Genomic DNA, 19,584 nt, shown 5'->3' with positions numbered 1-19,584 from the left:
GTGGCCATGCTTAGACAGCGGCGACGGGCTCTGTGCCAGGACCGCCCTCGCCATGCTCCAACAATACCGCCGTTCCGGGTGTCGCGTCGAAGATCGTGATATGCGCCTCGAGTTGTTTGGCGAGTGCCTGGACGATGTTGGTGCCCAAGCCCGCCTTAGGCGTCCCGGACGGCTGCTTCGGCATGCCGACGCCATCGTCCACCACCGACAGGCTCCAGACGGGCCCCCGGCTACCATAGTTCACCATGATCTTGCCCCGCCGCCCTTCGGGGAAGGCATGCTTTAACGCATTGATGACGAGTTCGGTGACAATCAGACCGACGCTGACCGACACCTCGGCATTCACGCTGCTCTCGTCGCTGGTGACGTTGAGGCTGATCTGACCGGGATCGTGGATCATCGATGCGCCAATGCTTTCACACAGCTGGGTCAAGTATGGCCTGAGCCTGACGCGGTCGATCGAGGACACGGCGAGCAGCCTCTGGATGGCGGCCACCGACATCACGCGGTGATGGGCCTCGTGCAGATGTGCGCGCGCCTCCTCGGACTGCACCCGCTTAGCGCTCTGCATCAACACGCTGGCTATGATCTGAAGGCTGTTGGCGACGCGATGCTGGAGCTCCTGAAGGAGCATCCCTTTGTCGCGGATCAGATCCTCGGTCATCTTTTCCGCGATCCGGGCATCGGTTACGTCGGCAATGGCGAGCAAAAGCCTGACCGGTTCGCCCCTGCCATAATTGAGCTTATGGGCATTCAGAACCAGGCAGCGCGACGCGCGTCCCTCGCGCTCCAGGTCGAACTCGTAGTTCTTAACTTCGGCTAAGCCGGACGCAGTCGCCTTCAGCAGCGATTGGAGCTGTGCGACAGCCCATTCGCCGGCACCCAGCTTGGCGAACTCACGGCCTGCGATGGTGTGGGCATCGATGCCGAAGGCATCGCAAAAGGCTTCGCTGGCCCCGACCACAACGCGATTCTCGTCGAGGAGCAACACCGGCGCATGCGACGATGCGACTACGGCCATGGCAAGATTGAGGCTCAGCTCGGGAGCTTCGGATGCTGTGTCGGGCACGTGGAGTCCTTTCGGCCCCCAGGTTTCTCCGGAATGAAGTCCTATGTAGAGCACACGGCCGCACGCATGAGTGATGGCGGACTCGGCCTTGCTGGAATCATAGCACATGCCCAGGGCAAACCTTGCTATTATTCGGACGGTCGCCGACAGCGTAGCTTATAGCTAAGAAGACAGGCGGTCATCACGGCGGCGAAATTGACATCGTAGGCACCACAGCGACGATCGCTTTAGGGATCGGCGACATTCAGCCGAACGGCGTCTAGTGGGGCGCTAGCCGACGGGCTGCTTTAGAGGGCCACGGCCTAATAACGGCCCTCGTCGCGAGCGAAATTTGCATGCGAATCCGGAGCTTGGGAGGGGCCGGGATGGCGGCTTTCCGCTTCATCGGCTAGGATCGAGTCGGGCTCTGGGGGGCACACGGAGCGCGCAATGGCACTCAAGTCGGACATCGAATATTTCAGCCGCCGGGTTGAGGAAGAACGCGAAAAAGCTGAGCGCGCTGGTGAGCCGGCCACCTATCGTATTCACACCGAATTTGCGCGCCACTACGAGCGTAAGCTGCGGTCGTTGATAGCGGGACAGCCTGTGCCTCAGCTGAAGAATGGAAGTGGCCTACACTGAGCTAACGACGCGGGCTGCGTAGCCGTCGCCTGGTCCCCGATCCCGCCCTCACTCAAGGCTTCTTGCGGTTGCCAGCCTTGAGCCAAGCGATGATTTGATACGCGTGCCGGCGAAGGCAATTGGGCTCCTGGATCAGCAACGTGCACGCGCCATGAGGGTCTCGTTCAGCGAAGGACGCAAGCTCGTGCAGATCGCCCCGATAGTCGCGCAGGATCCTGATGGCCTGCACGCCCATTCCAGCCGCTTCCTCCTCTTGCACGACGAGCGCCCGCTTGTAGATCTCGTTCGCGCGGCTCGGGCTCACGCCGAGCGCCTCGCCGATCTTCTGAAAGGTTGCACCCACGTCGCGCATCCGAAGCGCTATCTGATGTCGTTCCCGCATGCTGGCGCCATAGCCTTGAGAAGGCCTCGCGTCACGGATGGAGCGCAGGCGGCGGGGAAGGCCGCAGGTTTTGGCTCGTCCGATGCACGACTTGAGAGCCGCAAGCCCGCTCACGGCGGCAAAAGGCCACGCTCAAAGCAACCTCAAATTCTCTCCCATACCGGCTTCTGGGGAACCGATTTTAACCTGGGTTATTTCACCGACCGCGGAGATTGTCCGTGATAGGGCTCCGCATCCGGAGCGCCGCATGGCTCAACTATCACTCGAATCGTTCACCTCCCGTCTGGCAGCGCGCACGCTTCTCATGCCTGGCGAACGCGCCGCCCTCGCAGGCCTTCCATACGATACGCGCCCACTCCTTCCGGGTCAGGCCTTCATCGAGGCAGGGAAGATCGTCCAGCACGTGGACATTGTTTCGAGCGGCTTGGCCGCTCGTTTCGACATTACGGACGAAGGCGCACGGCTGTTGACCGCCCTTCATTTGCCAGGTGATCCGGTCAACCCTCGCTCTATCGTGCAGCTGCGGTCCTCATCAGGTCATATTGCGCTGGTCCCGACGACAATCGCGCGCGTCCCAATAACGGCTCTGCGGAGGGTCGCAGCCCGGCTGCCGGGCGTCGCAGAGGCACTCTGGCGCGAAGCCGCCCTCGAAGCCGACATAACGAGGCAGTGGATGGTCAACATCGGGAGGCGCGATTCGAAGACCCGTATTGCTCATCTATTCTGCGAGCTTGCGCTTCGCTCCGGAAGCCGGGAGGTCGCAGGAAAGATCGTTTTTCCGATGCCGCTCACCCAGGAGCACCTCGCGGACATCACCGGCTTGACCCCGGTGCATGTAAACCGGGTGCTGAGAGGACTGAGAGAAGAGAATCTCGTCGTCCTTCACGATCGCGAAGCGCACATTCTGCACTGGCGAAGGCTAGTGGCAGCCGGCGAGTTTCGGCCGAACTACCTCCATATTCCGGCAACGTCCGACGAAAGCCTCCGCCTGCTCGACTTATCCTAGGTCTGGCTTTCGCAGCCGATTTAGTTGACGCTGTGTAACTTAGGTTGTCGCGCCCCCGGGGCGGTGGCGGCAGGTTGAGACCGCTCCCCTCGGGCGCGTGGTCGGGAGGCTCCCTCTTCAAGCCTTCCGACCACATAAAGCTTGGACGTATCCGCAAGCGCGCGAATAGGCGTTTAGCAACGGAAGGCCTTCCACCCATCCTCAGCCATTCCGGTCACAATTTGACCGGCTAGGAACGGTCAAGCGCTAACGCCCCAGCTGTGGACATCAAATATATGTAAGGTCGTTGGCAGAGATTAGGCACTGCCTACCTGGTCGGGACCGTGGGACGGATCACCACCCCCTTGCCGAATGCCTCGATGTCCACGCCGTCGAGCTGCGCCAGCAAATGATCGAACGTGCCTTCGTCCGGTACCGGATAGCAATGCTCCAGAGTGCCCTTGAGGCGGTCTGCCTCAAGCTGGGTCAAAAGGGCTACTGCGACAATACGGTCCGCACTCAAGGCTCAACTCCTTCTGGCGAAAACACTATATCTGCAAATTCGTTCAACCTTCAAAGGGCGAGGCATGTCCTTCGGTTGACGGGTCATGCGCGTTCCCGCCTGGACGCCGTCTGCGCGAGCCGTGTCCTAAGTACGTGAGCAATCCCAACCGACGGAACTACTTCATGTTTCAGAAGGTTCGTGCGGACAATAGGATGGGAGAACGAAGATCGACCCCATGTCAAATGCGATTGAGTATTACCGGGCGCGTGCAGCGAGAGAACTTGAGATTGCAGAAGCGTTGGGCCAGCGCAGCACCGCGCGCATTCACCGGGAACTGGCCAAGCTCTACCAGATGCGAGCGGACGAGGCCAAGAGCAGGCAGCGTCGGGACGAAGCAGGCTCGTCCTGATTCGGCGATCATGACCCCGGCTCGATCCCCAACGCCCCAATTGCTGAGAGGTATAGGGAGCGCCCTCCCGCGGCCAAGACGGTCAAAGGCCCGCGGAGCTTGCCTGACTGGGCGACATCGCTTTTACGTTCGCCGCAGCGGGGATCCACACGACTTGCCCGCGGCTTGGTTCGTAGCGAGCGATTATGGCGTCCGGCGCGTTTTCGAGCGTCAGGCGCACCTCCTTTAATGTCGCGCGTCCCAGTTCAGACAAAAATTGCTCCAGGTGCTCAGCTTCTTGGGGACCGTCGACCTGGCGTGGGTCAAAGTCGAACTCCACTTCCTCCTCCGTGAAGAAGTGGCAGTTTAGCCGCTGTCTACCGAGAGTGTAGGAGGCAGCTACAGAGTGGTTGAGGCGAAGGGCAAAGGCCTCCCCGACGTCGACTGGTGGCGAGCAAGACTCGCCGTCCACGTTGAACAATAGGCTGCCCGAGGCGGCCGTAAGGATCGCCCAGACGCTTGCCCAATCTTCCAACGAGGTGTCGAGGATGTAGATGTCCCGCAGGGAACCGTCTGCCTCGAAGTCGGAAGCGATTTGCGACCAGTCCATAGAGCTGACTATCGAGGTATCTGCCGCCGGTGCAATGCCCGCCTTCCGATCCGCAATGGTCCCTCGCGAGATCAAAAAGCCATTCGTCGGATTGACAACTGGCTAGCGCCTAACCGCTCTTACGACCTTTGGCAGTGTTGTCGGCAAGCTGCACGCGAACCTTTTTTGGCTCGCCCAGACGCTCCCTGAGAGCTTCGGAAACGTCTTTGACGGACTCACGCTCGGCATCCGCGGGTTCGGCAGGCGGGGTCTTGTCTTCAGCCATGTCCCGATCATAGCCGGTGCCCGATCAAAATTCACCCATTAGTCACACCGGATTGGCGCCGATCGGCGGGGATGTGGGATATGGAGATTGCTGCAATCCGCTCGGCTATCGGACCGTTTGCAACCCCTCAAGGCGTGGTTACACCGGCAGCTATGAAGCTCCTGCTTGCCCTCGCATCGGTCGCTCTGTCGCAATCAGCCCCAGCTGAAGTGACCCAGGAGAAGGCTCGGTTCCGGCCTGGTGATCTCATCGTAAAGGGGCATGTAGCCACCCGAGATTACGAGACGCTCGACAGCGAGTTCAGTCTGTCAGCAATCATGGTCGCTGACCTGAAAATATCCAAGGTCCTAAAAGGGCGCCCGCCGTCGCGCACTCTTACGATCCGCTACATTGCGCACATGGACCTGCCTAGGGATGGTGAGTTCACGTTTCACCTTCGGCGTTCAGCGGGCAGATGGGTTGCTTGCAGAAAGGGACTCCACGAAGGCTATGTCTGCGGGTGAATTACACCGCTATTCACAACGGCGCCGGGGTTGAAGCGATCCGGTGCGGGATCGCCTCGCCGGTATCGTAAACGTAAGAGCAGTGCACCGTTTCCCGTCGCCGCGCTCCGTTCGGCGCAGTTACAAAATAATCGATGACCCAATAGGTCATCACGGGCGTTTTCCCAGGCTCCTCTTTTGCTGCGATCTTCTGGTATTCGCTCCCCGCCGATAAAGTGGCTCTCGTCGCGCGCTCGCACGCGGACTCGCTTTTACCACAAGCCGCGAGTGTGATTGATGCAGATATGGCGAGGAGGATTCGAAGTATCATCGCGCAGAGCACGATAGACGGGTCTCATCGAAAGAACAGACGTCCTCTCAACTACGCGTGCGTCATCCGTTAGCCGCGGAACTACCTCCGACGCACGTCGATCTTGTATGAAGCACGACGAAGGCGCTTGGAACGCTCGAGCAATCCGTAGACGACAGCCACGGCGATTAACCCGGCCAGGGTGAGAGCGAGGACCATCATTTACTCCACGTACCAAAGGCCCCCGCCTAAAAGCATCATTGCATAGTTCATGAGATTTGAAACGATGTTTGTGCTGCGGGTGGCGGTTCGCCGGTTCCGAGGCACCGAACACACGCTACATACGAATTATTTTCCGGGGGTATTGGCAGGGGTAGTTTTGTGATCGTCGGCACGAAGGAAGGCTGATTTCAGCCATTTCTGACCGGGCCCCCAGTAGGCATCGGACCCACCACCTCTCCCAACATTGTCGACGCGACGGGCTACCCAGCCACCGCTCTCGACAAGGCCGCCAGCAAAGCCGATGGGAACACGCCGGAATCAATTGCCGGATGTTCGCGAAAGGCTTTGAGATGACCGCTGGAGTGCTCCCCGATCTGAACCTCTATATCGGCGGCGAGTGGCGCGGCCCGGCGGGGCGCGAGACCCAGCCGGTGCTCAACCCCGCGACCGGCGAGACGATCGGCGAGCTGCCGCTGGCCAATGCCCAAGACCTGGCCGATGCGCTCGAAACCGCCGAGCGCGGCTTCGCAACCTGGCGCGCGACGCCGCCCGAGCAGCGCGCCGCCGTGCTGCTGCGCACCGCCGCGCTGCTGCGCGAGCGCGCCGAGGAGCTGGCCCAGATCGCCACGCTCGAACAGGGCAAGCCGCTGGCGGAGTCGCGCGGCGAGGCGCTCTATTCCGCCGCGCTGCTCGAATTCCATGCCGGTGAGGCGCTGCGCAACTATGGCAAGGTGCTGCCGCGCGCGCCGGGGCTGCGCTCGCTGGTGCTCAAGCAGCCGGTCGGCCCTGTCGCGGCCTTCTGCGCCTGGAACTTCCCGGTGATCAATCCGGTCCGCAAGATCTCGCCGGCGCTCGCCGCCGGCTGCTCGGTGATCCTGAAGCCAAGCGAGGAGACGCCTGCGAGTGCCATCGCGGTGATGAAGTGCTTCCAGGATGCCGGGCTTCCGGGCGATGTCTGCCAGATCGTGTTCGGCGTGCCCGACACCGTCTCGCGCACGCTGCTCGCCTCGCCGGTCACCCGCAAGCTCAGCTTCACCGGCTCGGTGCCGATCGGCAAGCATCTGATGAAGCTCGCCTCCGACACGGTGATGCGGATGACGATGGAGCTGGGCGGCCACTCGCCGGTGCTGGTGTTCGACGATTGCGATGTGGAGAAGACGCTCGACACGCTCGTCGCGCACAAGTTCCGCAACGCCGGCCAGGTCTGCGTCTCGCCGACCCGCTTCTATGTGCAGGAAGGGATCTACGACCGCTTCGCCGCCGGCTTTGCCGAGCGGACCGGGCGGATCAGGATGGGCGACGGGCGCGAGGCCGGCATCAACATGGGCCCGACCGCCAATCCGCGCCGCCCCGGCACGATCGAGGCGCTGGTGGAGAATGCCCGCAGCGTCGGTGCCACGCTGCTCGCCGGCGGCGGGCGCGGCGAAGGCGAGGGCTTCTTCTTCCAGCCGACCGTGCTCGGCGACGTGCCGATCGAGGCCGCGGCGATGAACGACGAGCCCTTCGGCCCGCTCGCCCTGCTCGCCCGCTTCGGCAGCGTCGAGGAGGCGATCGGCCATGCCAACCGCCTGCCCTATGGCCTTGCCGCCTATTGCTTCACCGAGAATGGCCGCCGGCAGAACCTGCTCGCGGACTCGGTCGAGTCCGGCATGGTCGTGATCAACAATGTCCGCACTTCCTGGCCTGACGCGCCGTTCGGCGGGATCAAGGAAAGCGGCTTCGGATCGGAAGACGGGCCCGAGGGTGTGGAAGGCCATATGATCACCAAGGCCGTCCATATCAGCTGAGCGCCGGGCGGGGCGCGTTGACGACAAGCGCAACGCGCCCCGCTGCCGGCCCGGTCCTAGCCCGCTCCCGCCGGCCTGGTCCGCGCGAACCATTCGCGCACCGGCACGCCGCCGCGGCCCCAGTCCTCGAGTTCGACTTCCTGGAAGACGACGAAGGTGTCGTCGGGATGCTTGCCCATGACCTGGTGCAGCAGGTCGCTCACACCCTTGTAGAGCGCAGCCTTCTGCGCGTCGGTAGTGCGATCGGCACCGGGCACGGTTCCCTGCCGCGTGACTTGGATCGTGACGATAGGCATGATCTTGTTCCTCGGTTGCGGGTTCAGTGTCCGGCGATCTGGCCGCCATCGACGTGGAGGATCTCGCCGGTCACGAACTTGGCGTCGTCGAGATAGAGCACGGCCTGCGCGATATCCTCGATCTCGCCCATCCGGCCCATCGGGTGAAGTGCAGCCAGCGTCTCGTGCATCTCGGGCGGGTTCATCGGGGTCTTGATGATGCCGGGCGCCACGGCGTTCACCCGGATGCCGCGCGCCGCATATTCGATCGCCAGACTGCGCGTCGCCGCGTCGAGCCCGCCCTTGGTGAGCGAGGCCAGCACCGAGGGAATGCGCGAATCCGCATTGTCCACCAGGGTAGTGGTGATCTGGACGATATGGCCGCTGCCCTGCTTCTCCATCACCCGAATCGCTTCCTGGGTGGTGAAGAAGAAGCCGTCGAGGTTGGTGCGCAGCTTCTGGCGATACTGGTCCTCGCTGTAGTCGGTGAACGGGCTGGCGATGAAGATGCCGGCATTGTTGACCAGCGTATCGAGCCGGCCGAACCTGCCGACGGCTTCTTCAACGAGCCGCTTCGCCGTCGCGGGATCGCCGATATCGCCGGGGATGGCGATCAGGCCGGGATCGTCCGACGGCGCGATCGAGCGAGAATTGGCGACCACGCGGTAGCCGCGCGCGCGGAATGCGTTGACGATGCCCAGGCCGAGGCCCTGCGAGGCGCCGGTCACGATGGCGACCTTCTGAATGTCCGACATGATGTTTCTTCCTGCCTGTTGCCGCGGCGCCAGGGGAGCGCCGTGGCCCAGAGCTAGGAGGCTGGTGCCTCACGCAAAATTGGCTATCTTCGCACGGTGGCTGATAGAAAACGCACAGAGCCAGACTGGCAGGACATGCGGGTGTTCCTTGCCGTTGCGCGCCATGGCAGCCTTTCGGCCGCCGCACGGGCGCTGTCGGTGAATCACGCCACCATCGCGCGGCGGCTCCATTCGCTGGAGGCGGACCTGGACGAGAAGCTGCTCGAACGGCGGCCCGAAGGCTATGTGCTCACCGCTGCCGGCGGCTATGCGCTGGAGGCGGCGAGCGAGATGGAGCGCGCCGCCGATACGCTCATCCGCGGCGCGGGCGATGGTGCGCCGGCCGGCCTGGTGCGGGTCAACGCACCGCCCGCGCTGGCGGCCGCCTTCCTGACCGCCGGGCTGGCCGGGATCGCCTCCCGCCACACGGCACTCGACATCGATCTCGCCACCAGCCTGCGCTCGGTAAGCCTTGAGCGGCATGAGGCCGACATCGCGATCCGCGTCGGCCGGCCGGAGGATGGCGACATCATCGCCCGGCAGCTGGGAACCATCGGCTATGGCTATTACGGCACCGAAGGGGCGTGCGGACGCTGGGACGCGAAGGCGCCGGTGTTCATCGGGTTCGACGAAGCGGATGCGCATCTCCCCGAAGCCCTGTGGCTCAGCCGCCATTTCCCCCGCGCGCGGCTCGCCTTCCGCGCGAGCAACCAGCATGCCCAGGCGATCGCCGCGCGCTCGGGCGTCGGTATCGCGCTGCTGCCGCATTATATCGGACGGGCCGAGCCGAGCCTGCGGCCCTGCGCGATCGGCCCGGCGCCCGCGCCGCGCGACGTCTATCTCCTGACGCGGCGCCGCGACCGCCACAGCCCGGCGATCCGCCTCGTCGTCGAGGAGGTCCTCGGCCTGTTCGCCGCGGCGCGCACGCTGTTCGAGTGACGCCGCGGCCGGTCAGCGCAGCGGGTCTCGGCTGACGGGGCGGCTGTTAACGCCTCCAGCCCGCGGACCGCGCGCGCGCCTCCGCCGCGGCATCGAGCGGGTCGCCGGCCATCATCTCCTGCGCCGCCGCCATCAGGGCGGGATCGACAGATCCGGCCTGGGCATATTCGGTCGTTGCGCGGGCGGAACCCGGACGGGTCTGACGAAGTGCCCAGCCCTGCGCACCGCGACAGGCGATGCCATCGGCGACGGGCGAGGTGAAGACCCGGCAATAGCCACCCTGCGCGTCGCGAAAGCTCACCGGCATCCGCACCGTGCCGGAGCCGGCAGCGAGCTGCGTGTCGAGCGCATTGGCCAGCTTGCCAGCCGCGTAGAGCTGCCCACCCTGGGTGCGCACATAGCCCGGATCCTGCACGCCATGGCCGATGGCAAGCCCGAGGACGAGCGACGCCGCGATCGCGCCTCCCCAGCGCGCCCAGCCCGGCACTGCCCGCCGCGCCCTGGCATGCGGCAGTGCGATCACGTTCGACCGGAGCACCACGGCGAGCGGGTCCGGGACCGGCTCGTCGGCGATCGGCGCGAACCGGGCGCCCAGCGCTGCACGCAGCGCGCGGTGGCGCGCGACTTCCTCCGCCAGCGCCGGATCCTCGGCGATCGCCCGTTCGACCCGTTTCGCTTCGATCGGACCGAGCTCGCCATCGGCATAGGCCATCAGCATTTCGGGATCGATGCTCATGCCGCTTCCCCCAGCCGCGCCATCAACGCCTGGCGTCCGCGCACCAGCCGCGAGGTGAGCGTGCCCATCGGGATGTCGAGTATCTCAGCCGCCTCCTTGTAGGCCAGCCCCTCGACCAGCACGAGCGCGACCGCCTCGCGCTGCTCGTCGGGCAGCGCATGCATCGCAGCGTCGATATCGTGCTGCACCAGCCGCGCCTCGGCATCGCCCTCGGTGCCGACAGCCACGCCGGCCTCTTCCTCGACGAAGGTCTGCGCGGCACGCGACCGGCTGCGGGCGGTATCGATCCAGCTGTTTCGCATGATCCGGTACATCCAACTGTCCATCCTGGTGCCGGGCTGCCACGACGTGCGTGCGCGGAGCGCCTTCTCCAGCGCCACCTGGCACAGATCGTCGGCATCCGCCGCATCGCGGGCGAGCGCCCGCGCGAACCGCCGCAATCGCGGCAGCAGCGCCAGCAGGTCGTCCTCGAATGCCGCCAAGCCCAAATTCCTTTTCCGGGGATGAAACGGATGGCGTGCGCCGTTTAATCCACATGATCGCGAAAATGTGCAAGGAAGGCGCGATGATGCGCAGCATGTGGCTCCTCGGCCTGGCCGCCCTGAGCGCGGCGGCACCGGCCCGCGCGCAGCTATTGCCCCAGCTGCCGTCGCTACCGGCCACCGGCAGCGGCGTGCTGGATCGCGTCGGACAGGATGTCGAGACACTCACCGGCGACGTCGCCCGGCAGCTTGAGGACACAAGGCGCGCGGCAGCAGCGACGCTGGTCCGCGAGCATCCCGACCGGATCGCGCTAGATCCCCAGGGCTTCCCCGCGCGCGCAGGCGAAGTGGTGGTCGAGGACCCGAGCGATGCGCTGCTCGCCGCGGCGACCGCGAAGGGCTATCGCCTGATCGAGCGGCAGGAGGTGCTTGGCATCGGCTTCGCCCGGCTCGAGGCACCCCGCGGGCGCTCGCTGAAACAGGCGATCCGCGAAATCCGCAAGCTCGGTGCCGCGGAAGTGACCGCGGACCAGCTCCATGCCCAGAGCGGCAGCGTTCCGGGCAGCGCGGCACCGGTGGCGCCGGGGACCGGGCCGTTGGTCGGCGTGATCGACGGCGGCGTCTCGGGCGCGGCGCTCTCGGCGGGCTTCGCCACGGGGGCTCCTCGCGCCAATGATCACGGCACCGCCGTCGCCTCGCTGATCGCCGGCGCGGGCACGGTGCGTGGCGGCCTGCCCGGTGCGCGCATCGCCTCGGCCGATGTCTATGGCAGCGATCCGGCGGGCGGCAACGCCACCGCCATCGCCCGGGCGATCGGCTGGATGGTGCAGAACCGGGTGAGCGTGGTGACGATCAGCCTGACCGGCCCCGCCAACCCGCTGCTGGCGCGCGTGATCGCAGCGGCGCAGGCGCGCGGCGTCGCGATCGTCGCGGCGGTCGGCAACAATGGCCCGGCAGCACCACCCGCCTATCCTGCCTCCTATCCCGGCGTGATCGCAGTGACCGGGGTGGACGGGCGCGGGCGGGCGCTGATCGAAGCCGGGCGCGCCACCCATCTCGATTACGCCGCCCCGGGGGCGGACATGCTGGCCATGGCCGGAAGCGGTCGCCCGATGCGGGTGCGCGGCACCTCCTTCGCCGCGCCCTTCGTCGCGGCGGTGATCGCGCGCGTCTATCCCACGCCCAACCCCGCCGGCCTCGGCGCGGCGATCGCCAGGGTCGACCGCGAGGCGCGCGATGCCGGGTCGCGCGGACCGGACCGCAGCTATGGCCGCGGCGTGCTGTGCGAGGCCTGCCGGACCCCGGCGCGATAATTTTTCGGCCGCCGGGATTAAACGCGATCCGGCCACCGTTCTCCCGATGTCAGTGGATTTTGGGAGAATGGACATGATCAGGTTTCTCGGCACCAGCGCCTTCCTCGCCCTTGCGCTCGCGGCCACGCCGGCTTCGGCGCAGCTGCTCGGCGGCAGTGGCGGCGGCGGGCTGGGCGGCAATCTCGGCGGATCGCTCGGCGGCCTCACCGGCTCGGGCATGGGTTCGCTCGACGGCTCGCTCGACAGCTCGATGCGCCGCCTGCCCACTCGCAGTGACACGACCGGCGATGTCCGCGGCTCGACCCGCAGCGAGCGGAATGTCGATACCCGCAAGGGCCGGGTGAAGGCGTCGAACGACAGCGCGCTCGACTCCACCATCGCCAACAGCAGCCGTGTCAGCGACCGGACGATCGGCGGCAGCGGATCGGCCTCGGGCAATGCCGGCGGCAGCGCCGATGCCCAGCTGATCGGCACCGATGCGGTCCGCAGCACTACGGGCAGCGCAGTCGGACGGACCCGCGATGCGGCCTCGAACCTGCGCGACCGCGGCGGCAACGCCGTGCGCACCACCCGGGATACCGCCGGCAACACCGTCTCGCGCGCCCGCAACGCAGTACCCGCCACGCCGGAGGTGTCCGGCACGGCCTCGGGTGCGGCGAATGGCGCGGCATCGCTGGGCAGCGGCACGCTGGCGCTGGCCGGATCGGCGGCGGCCAATGGCAGCGGCAGCTTCCCGGTCTCGGCCGGCATGCCGGTCACCGATGCCCGGGGTAAGCTGATCGGTACGGTCCAGTCGGTCCGTTCGACCTCGCGCGGCGTCGTCCAGCAGGTGCTGGTCCGGACCGGCGACAAGACCGCCACCCTGCCCGCCACCAACTTCAGCGGCTCGGGCAACGCCCTCGTCTCCGCGATGGGCAAGGGCGAGGTGAAGAAGGCGGCGGAGTAACGGGCTTCGCGGTCTTCCCATCGGACAGCAAGGATCGTGAAACCCGCAGGCGCGCCCGGCCATCCCCCTGGCCGGGCGCGTCGTCCTGTTCGATCCTGCCGGCATGGGCCAGGCCGGACGCGTGCCATATGGTCCGCCCGGACCCGAATTTCGGACTTCCCTCCCGACAGGGCACAGGCTAACGCGCCGCACAGAAATGATCGCGCCGGTGCCCCGAAAGGGGCTTAAACGGGAATGCGGTGCGGACGGGCCTTCCGTCCAACTCCGCGGCTGTCCCTGCAACTGTAAGCGGCGAGCGCGATGCACTGGCTCCCCATTCGAGGGAGCAGCCACTGGACCATCGGTCCGGGAAGGCCGTGCATCACGCCCTGACCCGCGAGCCAGGAGACCTGCCGGCGCAACGGTCGCTCTTGCTTTGGTCCAGGGGATGGCCAGGGCACGGTATCTCTCCGTCTGAGCGACGACCAAGCGGCCGGGGCCGCTTCGGTACGTGCGCGACGGCGACCAAGCGCCCGCCTCGCGTCTCGCACCGGCCGTTCGCGGCAGGCCCCTGCCCTCGTTGCACCGGCGCCGGGGGGACTGCCCATGTTGAAGACCCGTTTCGTCTCGCTGCTCGCGATCGCCGCCGCCACGCCGGCCTTCGCCCAGAGCGAGGACCCCGCCAGCGATCCGCAGGACACGATCATCGTCACCGCCTCGCGCTCGGGCGAGGGCACCGAGCTCAAGGACCTGCCCGCCTCCGCCACGGTGATCACCGCGCAGCAGCTCGACCAGCGCCAGACCCGCATCGTCTCCGATGTGCTGCGCGACGTGCCCGGCGTCTCGGTCAGCCGGATCGGCGCGATCGGCGGCCAGACCCAGATCCGCATCCGCGGCTCGGAGAGCAATCATGTCCTCGTCCTGATCGACGGGATCGAGGCGGCCGATCCCTATTATGGCGAATATGACCTCGGCACGCTGATCGCCGATCCGGCGGCGCGCGTCGAAGTGCTGCGCGGCCAGCAGAGCTCGCTTTACGGCTCCGACGCGATCGGCGGCGTGATCAACTACATCACCCTGTCGGGCCGCGAGGCGCCGGGTTATAGCGCCCGGGTCGAAGGCGGCTCGTTCGGCACGCTCGGCACCGCGGCCCGCGCCGCCGGCGCCTCGGGCGATTTCGACTATGCCGTGTCGGGCAGCTGGTACCACACCAAGGGCTATCCCACCGCGCGCGGCGGCAGCCGCGATGTGGGCTCGGACAATGTCGGCGCGACCACCAAGCTCAACTGGACCCCGGCCGAGAACTTCAAGCTCAGCGGCGTGCTGCGCTACAGCTATACCGATGCCGAAGCCAATGACAGCGATGCCAATCCGGCCAGCCCGAGCTTCGGCTACACGATCGACAGCCCTGGCACCTATTTCACCAACGAAGCATTCTACGGCCTGCTCAGCGCCGAGCTGACCGCGCTCGACGGCCGCTGGACCAACACGCTGTCGGGCCAGTTCTCGGACACGACGCGCAAGGGCTACAATGCCTTCGGGATGAACTATGGCGACAAGGGCCAGCGCTACAAGGGATCGTTCGTGTCGAGCTTCCGCTTCGGCACCGACGCGGTCAGCCACCGGCTGACCGGCGCGGTCGATTGGGAGCGCGAGCAGTTCCAGAACATCGCGCCATCGACCGGCTCGCCCTATGACGCGTTCCGCGGCCGCCGCGACACCGACAACCTCGGCCTGGTCGGGCAATATGAGCTAACCGCGGGCGGCTTCACCGGCGGCGCTTCGATCCGCTACGACGACAATAACCGCTTCGCCGACACCACCACCTGGCGCGTCCAGGCCGGCTATCGCCTGCCGACGAACACGCGCGTCCATGCCGCCTATGGCACCGGCGTCAAGAACCCCGGCTATTACGAGCTCTACGGCTATTCGAGCGGCACCTATATCGGCAATCCCAACCTCAAGCCGGAGAAGTCGCAGGGCTGGGAAATCGGCGTCGACCAGAGCTTCTGGGACGGCAAGGCCGTGCTTGGCGCGACGTACTTCGATTCCAAGCTCAAGGACGAGATCTACACCAGCTATCCGGCGCCGAACTTCACTGCGACGCCAGCCAACCGCGCGACTGACTCCAGGCAGCACGGCGTCGAAGTCACCGCCAGCCTGCGCCCCGTCCGCCAGGTGCAGGTCGAGGCGGTCTATACCCACCTCGACGCGACCGAGGACGGCACGATCGAAGTCCGCCGCCCCGGCGACATCGCCAGCTTCAACGCCACGGTTTTCAGCAAGGACGAGCGTTTCTCGACCACGCTGACCGTGCGCTACAATGGCCGGATCGACGACGTCGCCTATACCGATCCGAGCTATGTGCCGGTGCGCGTCTCGCTCAAGCCCTTCACGCTGGTCAATCTCAATGCCCAGTACAAGCTGAGCGAGCGCTTCTCGGTGTTCGGGCGGGTCGAGAACCTGTTCGACGTGAAGTACGAAGAGGTGTTCAGCTTCGCGAGCCCGGGTGCCGCCGCCTATGGCGGCGTGCGCGTCGCGTTCTGAACAGGCAGGGGGAAGCGGCCGTGAAGCAGCGCACCGACGAAGAACACAATGCCAAGATGAAGAAGGTCCAGGCCGCCCAGGCGAAGAAGATCGCCACCAAGACGGTCGAAAAGGGCCTGATCATCGTCCATACCGGGCCGGGCAAGGGCAAGACCTCCGCCGCGCTCGGCATGGCGGTGCGCGCGATCGGGCACGGCATGAAGGTGGGCATCGTCCAGTTCGTGAAGGGCGCGATGGCCACCGGCGAAAAGGCGGTGTTCGACCGCTTCCCCGAGCTCGTGGAGTTCAAGCCGATGGGCGAGGGCTTCACCTGGGACACCCAGGATCGCGCCCGCGACATCGCCGTGGCGCGCGAGGCCTGGGAAGAGGTGAAGCGGATGATCGCGGATCCCGATTACAGGATGGTGATCGCCGACGAGCTCAACATCGTGCTGCGCTATGATTACCTGCCGACCGAGGAGGTGCTCGAGGCGCTCGCCGCCAAGCCGGAGATGAAGCACGTCATCATCACCGGCCGCAACGCCCCCCAGGCGCTGATCGACGCCGCCGATCTCGTCACCGAGATGGCGCAGGTGAAGCACCCCTTCCGCGAGCAGAACGTCAAGGCGCAGGCGGGGATCGAGTTCTGATGGCTCCGGCCAAGCTCCTGGCCTTGCCTCTACTTGCCTTGGGCGGCGCGGCGCTGTGGGCGAGCGCTCCAGCACCGACCATGCCACCCGCCACCAAGCCCAGGCGCATCGTCTCGCTTAACCTGTGCGCCGACCAGCTCGTCCTCGCCCTCGCCGATCGCGACCAGATCGCCGGGGTGACGCGCAATGCCACCGACAGCGAGATGTCGGGCGAGGCGGCGAAGGCGCGCGGGCTGCCGGTGCTCAAGAACTCCGCCGAGCAGATCCTCGCGATCGATCCCGACCTGGTCGTCGGCATGCCCGCCAGCCGCAGCGCCCCGATGCGCGCGCTCAAGGGCCATCGCTTCAATCTGCTCGACCTCCAATCCGCCGACACGGTCGACCAGATCTATGCCTCGGTCCGCCAGACTGCAGTCGCGGTCGGCCATCCCGAGCGCGGCGAGGCGCTGGTCGCGCGCATGCAGGCGGCGCTGGCGCGGCTGGGCAAGCCCGGCGGCGGCAAGGTCGCCGCCTATTACCAGCGCCGCGGCTTCATGACCGGCACCGGCACGCTGATCGACGACCTCATGCAGCGCATGGGGCTGGTGAATCTCGCGGCAAAGCTCGACAAGCCGCCGCTCTCGCAGCTCAGCCTCGAGGAGATGGTCGCGGCCCAGCCCGATTACCTGATCGTCGAGAGCGCCACCGACAAGATCGCCGACCAGGGCACCGAGATGCTCCACCATCCCGCGCTCGCCGGCATCCCCCGCATCTCCATCCCCCAGGCCTGGACCGTGTGCGGCAGCCCCGCCTATGCCCAGGCGGCTGAAGGGATGGCGCAGCAACTGGCCCGTTTTCAGGATCGGACCCACGCCCGATGACCCTCTCCCGCCCCGTGCTGATAACCGGGCTGCTCGCCCTCACCCTGGTCGCCGCGATCGGATCGATCCTGTTCGGGCCGGTCCATCTTTCGCTCGCCCGGATGTTCGCCGCCTTCACCGGCCATGGCGACCGGATCGCCTCCACCATCCTGCTCGAGCTGCGCCTGCCGCGCATGCTGCTCGGGCTTGGCGTCGGTGCGATGCTCGGCCTGGCCGGCGCGGCGCTGCAGGGATACCTTCGTAACCCGCTCGCCGAGCCGGCGGTGCTGGGCACCTCGAATGCCGCCTCCCTGGGCGCGGTCGCCGCGCTCTATTTCGGGCTGGCCGAGCTGCACCCGATCATGCTGCCGGCGCTGTCGGTGCTGGCTGCCTTGCTCTCGCTGGTCGGCCTGTCGGTGCTCGCCGGCCGCTCGGAGAGCCCGCTCACCCTGATCCTCGCCGGCATCGCCATCGCCACCTTGGCCACGGCGGGGGTTAGCCTCGCGCTCAACCTCTCGCCCAATCCGTTCGCGGCGATGGAGATCATGACCTGGCTGCTCGGCAGCCTGGAGAACCGCTCGTTCGATCATGTCTGGATCGCCTATCCCTGCATCGCGATCGGCGGGCTGCTGCTGTTCTGGGACGGCCGCGCGCTCGACGCGCTGACCCTGGGCGAGGATGGCGCGCAGGCGCTCGGCGTCGACATCCAGCGCACCCGCATCCGCCTGCTGCTCGGCACTGCGATCGGCGTCGGCGGGGCGGTGGCGGTATCGGGCGCGATCGGGTTCGTCGGGCTGATCGTCCCGCACCTCGTCCGCCCGCTCACCGACCGCAGCCCCTCGGCGATCCTGCTGCCCTCGGCGATCGGCGGCGCGGCCCTGCTCACCTTTGCCGATCTCGCCGTCCGCCTGATCGACACCAAGAACGAACTCAAGCTCGGAGTCGTCACCGCTTTCCTCGGCGTGCCGGTCTTCCTGATCCATCTGATGCGGGAGCGCCGCCTGTGGTGAACATTCGCCTCGAAAACGTCGCGGTCACGCTCGGAAACCGTATCGTGGTGCAAAACGCCAGCACCGCATTCGCCCCCGGAACCCTGACCGGCATCGTCGGCCCGAACGGCGCCGGCAAGTCGACTCTCGCCCGCGCGATGCTGGCGCTGGTGCCGCACAAGGGCTCGATCCTGGTCGACGATTCCGATGTCGCGACCCTGCCCCGCGCCGAGCTGGCGAAGCGCGTCGCCTATCTCCCCCAGGGCCAGACGCTGCACTGGCCGCTCACCGTGGAGCGGCTGGTCGAGCTCGGCCGCCTGCCCCATCTCGCCCCGATGTCCCGCATCGGCGAGGGCGACACCACCGCGATCGAGCGGGCGATGGAACGCGCCGATGTCGTGTCCCTGCGCGACCGCATCGCCACCGAGCTTTCGGGCGGCGAACGCGCCCGCGTCCTGCTCGCCCGCGCGCTGGCGGTGGAGGCTCCCGCGCTGATCGCCGACGAGCCGCTCGCCAGCCTCGACCCCGGCCACCAGATCGACGTGATGGAGCTGCTCCAGTCCGAGGCTCGCGCCGGCGGGCTGGTGATCGCCGTGCTCCACGACCTCACCATGGCCGCGCGCTATTGCGACCGGCTGGTGCTGATCGATGGCGGCACCGTCGTCGCGGAGGGCACACCCGCCGAGGTGCTCACCCCCGCCAACCTCAAGTCGGTCTATGGCATCGACGCCCGGGTCGAGCTCACCGGCGACTGGCCGACGATCACCACCCTGGGCCGCAGCCGATGAGCGATCCCGCCTTCTACCACGCGCAGGGCTACGCCGCCCTGCCACTGTTCGATCGCGCGCTGGTCGAGGCCGCCCAGGCCGACATCGCCGAGCATATCGACCGGCTGTCGCACGCGCTCTACCTCCCCTACGAGCAGAGCTGCCCCGACGCGCCGCTCGCCGACCGGCTCGACCGGATTTACGAGAGCGACCGCAGCCAGGCCAACCTGCTCCGCGTCGCGATCTGTACCGATGCGCATCGCGGCCCGCGCCTCCAGGAGATCGCCAACGACCCGCGCCTGCGCGCCGAAGCGGAGCGGGTCAGCGAACGCGAACTAGCGGGCAAGGTCGTCCGCATCCGCGCCAGCATCGCCAGCTTCCCCGAGCATCGCCACGCCTGGCATTCGGATGTCGCGCGCGACGATGGCGTCGCCTGCGGCCAGGTCTGGACCACCGCCTGGATCCCGCTCTGCGACGCCGGCCCCGGCAATGGCGGGCTGGAGATCATCCCCGGCCGCCAGCCCGCCCCGCTCGCCAGCGTGACCGACAATGGCCTGCGCATCACCGAGGACGCGATCGCCGGCATGCCGCGCCTCGAGCCCGAATGCCCGGCGGGCACCGTGCTGCTGCTCGATCGCTTCACGCCCCACCGCACGCTGCCCGCGAACAGGGCACGCTTCGCGCTGGTCATCTGGTTCAAGGCCGCCTGAGCTTTCGCTGCAC

General features: G+C 66.7%; 22 protein-coding genes and 1 riboswitch. Of the genes, 13 read left to right on the top strand and 9 right to left on the bottom strand.

Going from position 1 to position 19,584, the window contains the following annotated elements; all coding sequences use genetic code 11:
• Positions 1–10: 10 nt before the first annotated feature.
• Positions 11–1,069, bottom strand: coding sequence for a sensor histidine kinase (locus J2W22_RS06255; protein WP_307117387.1), 1,059 nt, complete (start codon positions 1,067–1,069; stop codon positions 11–13).
• A 429-nt stretch (positions 1,070–1,498) separates the two neighbouring features.
• Between J2W22_RS06255 and J2W22_RS06250 the strand changes: the two genes are divergently transcribed.
• Positions 1,499–1,690: a hypothetical protein gene (locus J2W22_RS06250; RefSeq protein WP_307117386.1), complete on the top strand. Its 192-nt coding sequence runs from the start codon at positions 1,499–1,501 to the stop codon at positions 1,688–1,690.
• 52 nt (positions 1,691–1,742) lie between these two features.
• Here the strand turns inward: J2W22_RS06250 and J2W22_RS06245 are convergent, their stop codons facing one another.
• The gene (locus tag J2W22_RS06245) at positions 1,743–2,042 is read right to left on the bottom strand and encodes a hypothetical protein (protein WP_373422942.1); all 300 of its coding nucleotides are present in this window, start codon (positions 2,040–2,042) and stop codon (positions 1,743–1,745) included.
• 277 nt (positions 2,043–2,319) lie between these two features.
• Here J2W22_RS06245 and J2W22_RS06240 point away from each other — a divergent pair, with 277 nt between their 5' ends.
• Positions 2,320–3,078: a Crp/Fnr family transcriptional regulator gene (locus J2W22_RS06240; protein ID WP_307117384.1), complete on the top strand. Its 759-nt coding sequence runs from the start codon at positions 2,320–2,322 to the stop codon at positions 3,076–3,078.
• Positions 3,079–3,385: 307 nt separating this feature from the next.
• On the opposite strand, the gene J2W22_RS06235 is transcribed toward J2W22_RS06240, so the two are convergent.
• A complete protein-coding gene (locus tag J2W22_RS06235; protein WP_307117383.1) occupies positions 3,386–3,547 on the bottom strand; it encodes a hypothetical protein in 162 nt (53 codons plus the stop codon).
• A 250-nt stretch (positions 3,548–3,797) separates the two neighbouring features.
• Here J2W22_RS06235 and J2W22_RS06230 point away from each other — a divergent pair, with 250 nt between their 5' ends.
• Positions 3,798–3,971 carry a hypothetical protein gene (locus J2W22_RS06230; RefSeq protein WP_307117382.1) on the top strand — a complete coding sequence of 58 codons (174 nt, stop codon included), beginning with the start codon at positions 3,798–3,800 and terminating at the stop codon, positions 3,969–3,971.
• A gap of 82 nt (positions 3,972–4,053) precedes the next feature.
• Here the strand turns inward: J2W22_RS06230 and J2W22_RS06225 are convergent, their stop codons facing one another.
• Together J2W22_RS06225 and J2W22_RS06220 are read right to left on the bottom strand one after the other, a co-directional pair.
• On the bottom strand, positions 4,054–4,560 hold the full coding sequence (locus J2W22_RS06225; RefSeq protein WP_307117381.1) for a hypothetical protein: 507 nt from the start codon (positions 4,558–4,560) through the stop codon (positions 4,054–4,056).
• A gap of 109 nt (positions 4,561–4,669) precedes the next feature.
• On the bottom strand, positions 4,670–4,825 hold the full coding sequence (locus tag J2W22_RS06220) for a hypothetical protein (protein WP_307117380.1): 156 nt from the start codon (positions 4,823–4,825) through the stop codon (positions 4,670–4,672).
• Between the two features lie 1,364 nt (positions 4,826–6,189).
• On the opposite strand from J2W22_RS06220, the gene J2W22_RS06215 reads away from it, so the two are divergent.
• Positions 6,190–7,626 (top strand): NAD-dependent succinate-semialdehyde dehydrogenase, encoded by a 1,437-nt coding sequence (locus tag J2W22_RS06215; protein WP_307117379.1) that lies wholly within the window; start codon positions 6,190–6,192, stop codon positions 7,624–7,626.
• A 56-nt stretch (positions 7,627–7,682) separates the two neighbouring features.
• Here the strand turns inward: J2W22_RS06215 and J2W22_RS06210 are convergent, their stop codons facing one another.
• Both J2W22_RS06210 and J2W22_RS06205 read right to left on the bottom strand, forming a co-directional pair.
• Positions 7,683–7,922, bottom strand: coding sequence for a tautomerase family protein (locus tag J2W22_RS06210; RefSeq protein WP_307117378.1), 240 nt, complete (start codon positions 7,920–7,922; stop codon positions 7,683–7,685).
• 23 nt (positions 7,923–7,945) lie between these two features.
• Entirely contained in the window at positions 7,946–8,656 is a 711-nt protein-coding gene (locus J2W22_RS06205) for an SDR family NAD(P)-dependent oxidoreductase (protein WP_307117377.1), read from the bottom strand.
• A 135-nt stretch (positions 8,657–8,791) separates the two neighbouring features.
• Between J2W22_RS06205 and J2W22_RS06200 the strand changes: the two genes are divergently transcribed.
• Positions 8,792–9,634, top strand: a complete 843-nt coding sequence (locus J2W22_RS06200) for a LysR family transcriptional regulator (RefSeq protein ID WP_307117376.1) — start codon at positions 8,792–8,794, stop codon at positions 9,632–9,634.
• A 46-nt stretch (positions 9,635–9,680) separates the two neighbouring features.
• Here J2W22_RS06200 and J2W22_RS06195 read toward each other — a convergent pair whose 3' ends face one another.
• Positions 9,681–10,370, bottom strand: coding sequence for an anti-sigma factor family protein (locus J2W22_RS06195; RefSeq protein ID WP_307117375.1), 690 nt, complete (start codon positions 10,368–10,370; stop codon positions 9,681–9,683).
• Positions 10,367–10,852, bottom strand: coding sequence for an RNA polymerase sigma factor (locus tag J2W22_RS06190; protein ID WP_307117374.1), 486 nt, complete (start codon positions 10,850–10,852; stop codon positions 10,367–10,369). Before J2W22_RS06190 ends, J2W22_RS06195 begins: the two co-directional genes overlap by 4 nt.
• A gap of 83 nt (positions 10,853–10,935) precedes the next feature.
• On the opposite strand from J2W22_RS06190, the gene J2W22_RS06185 reads away from it, so the two are divergent.
• The 8 genes from J2W22_RS06185 to J2W22_RS06150 all read left to right on the top strand — a co-directional run bounded on the left by J2W22_RS06185 (position 10,936) and on the right by J2W22_RS06150 (position 19,571).
• Positions 10,936–12,165, top strand: coding sequence for a S8 family serine peptidase (locus J2W22_RS06185; protein WP_307117373.1), 1,230 nt, complete (start codon positions 10,936–10,938; stop codon positions 12,163–12,165).
• A gap of 73 nt (positions 12,166–12,238) precedes the next feature.
• Entirely contained in the window at positions 12,239–13,111 is an 873-nt protein-coding gene (locus tag J2W22_RS06180; RefSeq protein ID WP_307117372.1) for a hypothetical protein, read from the top strand.
• A 189-nt stretch (positions 13,112–13,300) separates the two neighbouring features.
• A riboswitch (cobalamin riboswitch) is annotated at positions 13,301–13,522 on the top strand.
• Between the two features lie 174 nt (positions 13,523–13,696).
• Positions 13,697–15,637, top strand: a complete 1,941-nt coding sequence (locus tag J2W22_RS06175) for a TonB-dependent receptor plug domain-containing protein (protein ID WP_307117371.1) — start codon at positions 13,697–13,699, stop codon at positions 15,635–15,637.
• 20 nt (positions 15,638–15,657) lie between these two features.
• Complete coding sequence (cobO, locus tag J2W22_RS06170; protein WP_307117370.1) at positions 15,658–16,266, top strand: cob(I)yrinic acid a,c-diamide adenosyltransferase; 609 nt, start codon at positions 15,658–15,660, stop codon at positions 16,264–16,266.
• An 80-nt stretch (positions 16,267–16,346) separates the two neighbouring features.
• The gene (locus J2W22_RS06165; RefSeq protein ID WP_307117369.1) at positions 16,347–17,126 is read left to right on the top strand and encodes an ABC transporter substrate-binding protein; all 780 of its coding nucleotides are present in this window, start codon (positions 16,347–16,349) and stop codon (positions 17,124–17,126) included.
• On the top strand, positions 17,123–18,115 hold the full coding sequence (locus J2W22_RS06160) for a FecCD family ABC transporter permease (protein ID WP_307117368.1): 993 nt from the start codon (positions 17,123–17,125) through the stop codon (positions 18,113–18,115). Before J2W22_RS06165 ends, J2W22_RS06160 begins: the two co-directional genes overlap by 4 nt.
• Entirely contained in the window at positions 18,109–18,882 is a 774-nt protein-coding gene (locus J2W22_RS06155; protein WP_307117367.1) for an ABC transporter ATP-binding protein, read from the top strand. Before J2W22_RS06160 ends, J2W22_RS06155 begins: the two co-directional genes overlap by 7 nt.
• Complete coding sequence (locus tag J2W22_RS06150; protein WP_307117366.1) at positions 18,879–19,571, top strand: phytanoyl-CoA dioxygenase family protein; 693 nt, start codon at positions 18,879–18,881, stop codon at positions 19,569–19,571. The genes J2W22_RS06155 and J2W22_RS06150 overlap by 4 nt, the downstream gene beginning before the upstream one ends.
• The last annotated feature ends 13 nt before the right edge of the window (positions 19,572–19,584 follow it).

Origin of the sequence: Sphingomonas kyeonggiensis (assembly GCF_030812785.1) — a bacterium.
Classification (GTDB): Bacteria; Pseudomonadota; Alphaproteobacteria; order Sphingomonadales; family Sphingomonadaceae; genus Sphingomonas; species Sphingomonas kyeonggiensis_B.
Note: the sequence above shows the minus strand (reverse complement) of the source record. Positions and strands in the feature narration are given on the sequence as shown.

What these genes read in the sequence shown, in the direction of transcription:
- J2W22_RS06150 (WP_307117366.1), top strand. Translation starts at nt 18,879, where the DNA reads ATGAGCGATCCCGCCTTCTACCACGCGCAGGGCTACGCCGCCCTGCCA.
- J2W22_RS06200 (WP_307117376.1), top strand. Translation starts at nt 8,792, where the DNA reads ATGCGGGTGTTCCTTGCCGTTGCGCGCCATGGCAGCCTTTCGGCCGCC.
- J2W22_RS06225 (WP_307117381.1), bottom strand. Translation starts at nt 4,560, where the DNA reads ATGGACTGGTCGCAAATCGCTTCCGACTTCGAGGCAGACGGTTCCCTG.
- J2W22_RS06230 (WP_307117382.1), top strand. Translation starts at nt 3,798, where the DNA reads ATGTCAAATGCGATTGAGTATTACCGGGCGCGTGCAGCGAGAGAACTT.
- J2W22_RS06175 (WP_307117371.1), top strand. Translation starts at nt 13,697, where the DNA reads ATGTTGAAGACCCGTTTCGTCTCGCTGCTCGCGATCGCCGCCGCCACG.
- J2W22_RS06160 (WP_307117368.1), top strand. Translation starts at nt 17,123, where the DNA reads ATGACCCTCTCCCGCCCCGTGCTGATAACCGGGCTGCTCGCCCTCACC.
- J2W22_RS06195 (WP_307117375.1), bottom strand. Translation starts at nt 10,370, where the DNA reads ATGAGCATCGATCCCGAAATGCTGATGGCCTATGCCGATGGCGAGCTC.
- J2W22_RS06240 (WP_307117384.1), top strand. Translation starts at nt 2,320, where the DNA reads ATGGCTCAACTATCACTCGAATCGTTCACCTCCCGTCTGGCAGCGCGC.
- J2W22_RS06180 (WP_307117372.1), top strand. Translation starts at nt 12,239, where the DNA reads ATGATCAGGTTTCTCGGCACCAGCGCCTTCCTCGCCCTTGCGCTCGCG.
- J2W22_RS06250 (WP_307117386.1), top strand. Translation starts at nt 1,499, where the DNA reads ATGGCACTCAAGTCGGACATCGAATATTTCAGCCGCCGGGTTGAGGAA.
- J2W22_RS06245 (WP_373422942.1), bottom strand. Translation starts at nt 2,042, where the DNA reads ATGCGCGACGTGGGTGCAACCTTTCAGAAGATCGGCGAGGCGCTCGGC.
- J2W22_RS06215 (WP_307117379.1), top strand. Translation starts at nt 6,190, where the DNA reads ATGACCGCTGGAGTGCTCCCCGATCTGAACCTCTATATCGGCGGCGAG.
- J2W22_RS06210 (WP_307117378.1), bottom strand. Translation starts at nt 7,922, where the DNA reads ATGCCTATCGTCACGATCCAAGTCACGCGGCAGGGAACCGTGCCCGGT.
- J2W22_RS06205 (WP_307117377.1), bottom strand. Translation starts at nt 8,656, where the DNA reads ATGTCGGACATTCAGAAGGTCGCCATCGTGACCGGCGCCTCGCAGGGC.
- J2W22_RS06220 (WP_307117380.1), bottom strand. Translation starts at nt 4,825, where the DNA reads ATGGCTGAAGACAAGACCCCGCCTGCCGAACCCGCGGATGCCGAGCGT.
- J2W22_RS06165 (WP_307117369.1), top strand. Translation starts at nt 16,347, where the DNA reads ATGCCACCCGCCACCAAGCCCAGGCGCATCGTCTCGCTTAACCTGTGC.
- J2W22_RS06185 (WP_307117373.1), top strand. Translation starts at nt 10,936, where the DNA reads ATGATGCGCAGCATGTGGCTCCTCGGCCTGGCCGCCCTGAGCGCGGCG.